The organism is Pseudomonas azerbaijanoccidentalis, from assembly GCF_019145495.1.
In the GTDB taxonomy this organism is placed as follows: domain Bacteria; phylum Pseudomonadota; class Gammaproteobacteria; order Pseudomonadales; family Pseudomonadaceae; genus Aquipseudomonas; species Aquipseudomonas azerbaijanoccidentalis.
Genome location: NZ_JAHSTU010000018.1, coordinates 1 through 3,790 on the forward strand (window position 1 = coordinate 1; position 3,790 = coordinate 3,790).

General features: G+C 58.6%; 2 protein-coding genes. Both read right to left on the bottom strand.

The features are described from left to right. Window positions 1-28 precede the first annotated feature (28 nt). Window positions 29-1,717, bottom strand: a complete 1,689-nt coding sequence (locus tag KVG88_RS30865; protein WP_217873636.1) for a type VI lipase adapter Tla3 domain-containing protein — start codon at window positions 1,715-1,717, stop codon at window positions 29-31. Next, window positions 1,714-3,735: a T6SS effector phospholipase Tle3 domain-containing protein gene (locus KVG88_RS30870; protein WP_217873637.1), complete on the bottom strand. Its 2,022-nt coding sequence runs from the start codon at window positions 3,733-3,735 to the stop codon at window positions 1,714-1,716. Before KVG88_RS30870 ends, KVG88_RS30865 begins: the two co-directional genes overlap by 4 nt. Window positions 3,736-3,790: the final 55 nt, after the last annotated feature.

Here is a 3,790-nt window from a genome sequence, read left to right on the forward strand (position 1 = left end):
GTAGCGTCGCCCAGGCAAATGGGATGTTTCATGGTCTGGGTACTCCGCCGCTGGGGGAGCCGAATTTAAACGGGTCGGCGCCACGGTTCTCGCGGTTTTTCGCTATGCGCGCCGCGTCCGGCGGGCGGATCATTTGTACCGTCAGGCTGCCATCTGCACCGGCGTAAACCACGGCACTGGTTCCACCGTCCAGATAGCTGGCAATGGTCGCCAGGTTGATCTCCACCAGCGCGCTGCTGACCCCGGTATTCCCCAGGCGCCGCCCGATGTTGTATCCCTCGTCGACATTTCCCAGTTCAAGGCCGTGGCCGTCGGTATTCAGGGCGTGCAAGGCAAGGGTCAGGGCGATTTCAGCCTCTTGATTGTCGGTGGTGTCGTAGAACACGCGGACCGGCTTATGCCCTTCGGGCAGGGTATCCAGCGCCTGTATCCAGCCGGCTTGCAGTGCCCTGGCCTGCAATGCCGGTTTGAGCCGTTTGCCGTGTTCATCCTGCATCGAGACCTTGATCGGGCGATGCAAATACCCCAGCACTGGCGCGGCGTCGAACTCTTTGACCTGATGCTGGGCCCAGCGGATGGGTAGCCATGGGGAAGGTTCGAATTCTCCGGGGCCACGGTTGCTGATGGTTTGCCAGAGGGTGGGGAGTTGCGATTGCCAGTAGGCGGTGGGCATGGTGCCGGGGGCTAAGGGGTCTTCAGCGCCTTTGGCTCGCTCTGCCTCCTCATACGCCTTCCTGAACTTAGGCGCTTGCTGCCAGTAAAATGCCCATAGTTTGCCCAGATCGGTGTCTTTGTTCTGGTTATCTTCACGCTCATGTGTGGCATAACGGCGAATGTACCGATCCACCCGATCCGAGCGGGTGACAAGCAGCCCGGCCATGCTTTCGTACACCGAGGGGACAACCTGCACGCTTTGCAACCCGGGCGTACCGGGCTTGCGATAGACATCTCGTGTCACGTCACCATCCCGGCTCGCGATCAACGCTTGGGGCACTTGAGGATTGTCATCAAAAAACTGGAACAGTCGCTCGATCATGCCTTGCGCATGGGTGGTACTTTCATCGTCCTGCCAGAGAAACAGGGTAGCTCCCAGGGTCGCCTTATTACGGCCTGTGTTGATCAGCCCGGCGGCACGATAGCCTTTCTCATAGGGGTCTGGTGGACCTAGCGCAAACACCGGAATCGGCCAATATGCTACTGATTCGCCCGCCGAATGTTTGAAGGCAACGCGGACTTTGATATCTCTGGAGTTTTGTCTGGATCTTAGTGACGCCTTATAGTCCTTGGGATCTCGTGAATAAATCGAAGCAAAGTTATCGTTTTTTTTCTTGATGAATTGCCAGATCTCAGATTGATGGTCCTTATGAATCCCAAGCCCAACGCCTCGTATTTCCAACGAGTAAGTGCGTAGTTGTGTAGCTTTCTGCTCGGCGATTTGCGCTAAGGCATTGGCTTTGTAAGCCGCGAGCCCCGCTTTTTCACTGGCCACGGCTTTGTCCCACCAGTGAACGCTGAAGATCAGCAGCAAGGTCCCCAAAATAGCGGCGATACCCCAGCGCATCACCGGATTCATGTCACGCAATTCCATGTTGAGTTCCTGTGCCTTGATTTGGACAAGCCAGACGAAGCCGAGCCAAAAAATCAGCAATATTCCGGCGATCCAGAGGTAGGGTTTGAGTTTCGGTAAAGTCCGGGTTCGGTGTTGAGGATTGCTCACAAGGCCCCTCCTTTTTTTGAGGCGCCAGCAAGCAGAGAGGGCGGTGTTAGCGAGACCAAAGCCGAGGGCGGAAACTCTCCCTCCTGGTAATACAAGTAACTGGCTGTCACCAATGCTTGAGCCTTTGCACTAAGACGCGACCAGCCTGATAAGCCTTTAATATTCAAAAACTGCTCTTCATCCATCTTCCAATCCGCAATCGCCACCAACACCTCACGCATCCGCGGGTCATCAAGGCAATGAGCCTGGCCAATGGCAATGTCCATCGCCGTCACCCAGCGCTGGTTTTCCGGACTGCGCAGGATCGCCGAGTGATAGGAATTGGCCCCCCATTCACTTTGGTCATGCTCCATACGCGCTCGGGCTTCACGTGGGGTTTCCTCACGCTCGTGAAAAGAACTGGTGCGAGTGCGGGCCGCGCCTTTGCGGACGGCGCGGGTTTGGTCCTCCGGGTCTTCGGATAATCCGTTAAACCGCGCCAGCGCTTCCTGCTGCGTGGTGTTCGGCGCGTCATATTCGGCGGGCATCCTGACCCACAAAAAGGTCGCGGCGTCTTTGCCCAGGGCGATGCTTTTGGCAACTTCATCGGGTTTGTCCAGGCCGGCAGTGGTCGGGCTGCCCTGGATAGCTTCACCGCCAAACATCTGCGGCGCATGGGGCGGGGTCAGGGCCTCGGCATTGATCAGGCGTTCCTGCCCCTTGGTGATCGGCGCTTGCGAAGCCACGCCGATGAGCATGGACGCGCCCGGGTAACGGTGCTCGCCCGGCGCGCGAATGAATTCTGGTTGCGGCGGTTTACCCACGAGCACCGGCTCGCCGTCACGCTGGCGCTTGGTCCACAGCCGTTGGTAAAAGCCCATCGATTGCAGGGCCATCATCGCCGGGCGCCCATCGGGCGTGGCATCGGGCACACCGTAGGTGCCGATGCCTTGCACATCAGCCAGCGCCACGGTGGTGTCGTCAGGGCAAAAATACACGTACACCTTGCCGCGATTGTCACGCTCGGGAAACACTGTGTGGTTGCCGATTTTATCGGGCCGGCTACCTTGCGTCGGCGACCAGCGAGGGCCGCTGCGACCGCCATAGGTCTTGATATCCCTGAGCGCGGACAACGGTGGCTGCGCATGAGGGGTTTGCGTCACCGCGCTGACGATCCGGATCAGCGTGGCGAGGGTGTCATGGTCTTTGGGGGTGACCTTGGGCAGCACACTGTAGGGCGAATCCACGAGAATCAGGGTGTCGGCGCAGCGCTCGCCTTTGTCCATCAACAGGGCCTGGGCCAGCAGCGCGATCAGCGTGCCCTGGCTATGGCCCATGATGCTGATGGTCTCATCGGGGGAGACCCGGCGAATTTCACTGATCAGCATCGCCAGTCGCTGCGCGGCGAACACAAAGTAATGCCGCAGCGGCGCATTGGCGAAGAGCAGGTAATTGTTCGGGCTCGCCCGTTCGACGGTGGCGGTTTTCCAGTTGGGCTTGAACCCTTCGCCATACATCTCTGCCAGGTTGTTGGTGGCATTGACGAAAAAACCGCCGGCCTTGGCGAAGTGGCGATCCAGGCGGTTGCCGTGGATATCCTGAAACTGATTGCGCATCCGGAACAGATCGCCGGCGTCGTCACGCTTGACGTGTTCCGGTGCGGCCCGATAGCCCCAATAGAAGGGAATCATCAGGCTGCGGGTTTTGGGGTCGTCGGTGTCGCGCTGATAGAGATAAGTGTCAGGATCGTCGAGGGCGGCTTTCTCATCCGCACTCCGTTCATCCAGCGGAAGTTCCTGAGCCTCAGCGTAATCAGCCCCATACCGCCCCGCCTTCAGATCCCGCCGATCCAGCCGCTCATTCACCCCCTGGCATAACCCAGTCTCCACCGACTCATACGACGCCCCGGGATCATTCACGCCGTGCAGGAAAATCACCACGCCTGGCAGGTCTCGCGGCACAGCAATGTTGCGATCCGTGAATCTATTCGGCAGCAAACGACTCGTATCGGTGGCGATCACTGTGTCCGTATAGCTCATGCTTTCCATATCCTTTTGAAATCATGCTCCTCTTGCTGATCCACAGAGGAGCAGT